This is a genomic window from Paeniroseomonas aquatica (assembly GCF_030409335.1).
Classification (GTDB): Bacteria; Pseudomonadota; Alphaproteobacteria; order Acetobacterales; family Acetobacteraceae; genus Belnapia; species Belnapia aquatica.
Genome location: NZ_JAUFPN010000022.1, coordinates 1 through 621, shown reverse-complemented (window position 1 = coordinate 621; position 621 = coordinate 1). Strand labels below are relative to the sequence as shown.

The following is a 621-nucleotide window of genomic DNA, read 5'->3' as shown; positions in this document are numbered from 1 at the left end:
GGCATGGGCGGCGGCGTTGCGGCCGAAATGCACGCGGCACCGTTGCCAGGTTGCCCGCAGCACCTTGCTCACCGCGGCTTTGAGCCCCTCATGGGCATCGGAGATGACCAGCTTGACGCCACGCAGGCCGCGCCGGGCCAGGCTGCGCAGGAAGTCGGTCCAGAAGGTCTCCGCCTCGGAGGCACCGACCGCCATGCCGAGCACCTCGCGCCGGCCATCGCCATTGACGCCGACCGCGATGGTGACCGCCACGGAGACAATCCGGCCCGCCTCCCTGACCTTCACGTAGGTGGCGTCCAGCCACAGGTACGGCCAGTCGCCTTCAATGGGACGGCCCAGGAAGTCCTGCACCCGCCCGTCGATCTCGGCNCCTCCATCCCCATGGCCCGGACCAGGTCGTCCACCGAGCGGGTCGAGATGCCTTGGACGTAGGCTTCCTGGATCACCGCGGTCAGCGCCTTCTCCGCCAGCCGCCTCGGCTCCAGGAAGGCTGGGAAGTAGGAGCCGCGGCGCAGCTTTGGGATCCTGAGTTCCACCGTCCCGGCCCGGGTCTGCCAGTCGCGCTCCCGATAGCCGTTCCGTTGGTTCACCCGCTCGGCGCTGCGCTCGCCATGGCCCGCG

At 70.0% G+C, this 621-nt stretch carries 1 pseudogene; it reads right to left on the bottom strand.

Annotated features, from left to right (window positions below):
* Window positions 1–621, bottom strand: a pseudogene (locus tag QWZ14_RS02745) (IS256 family transposase); the annotation flags it as partial.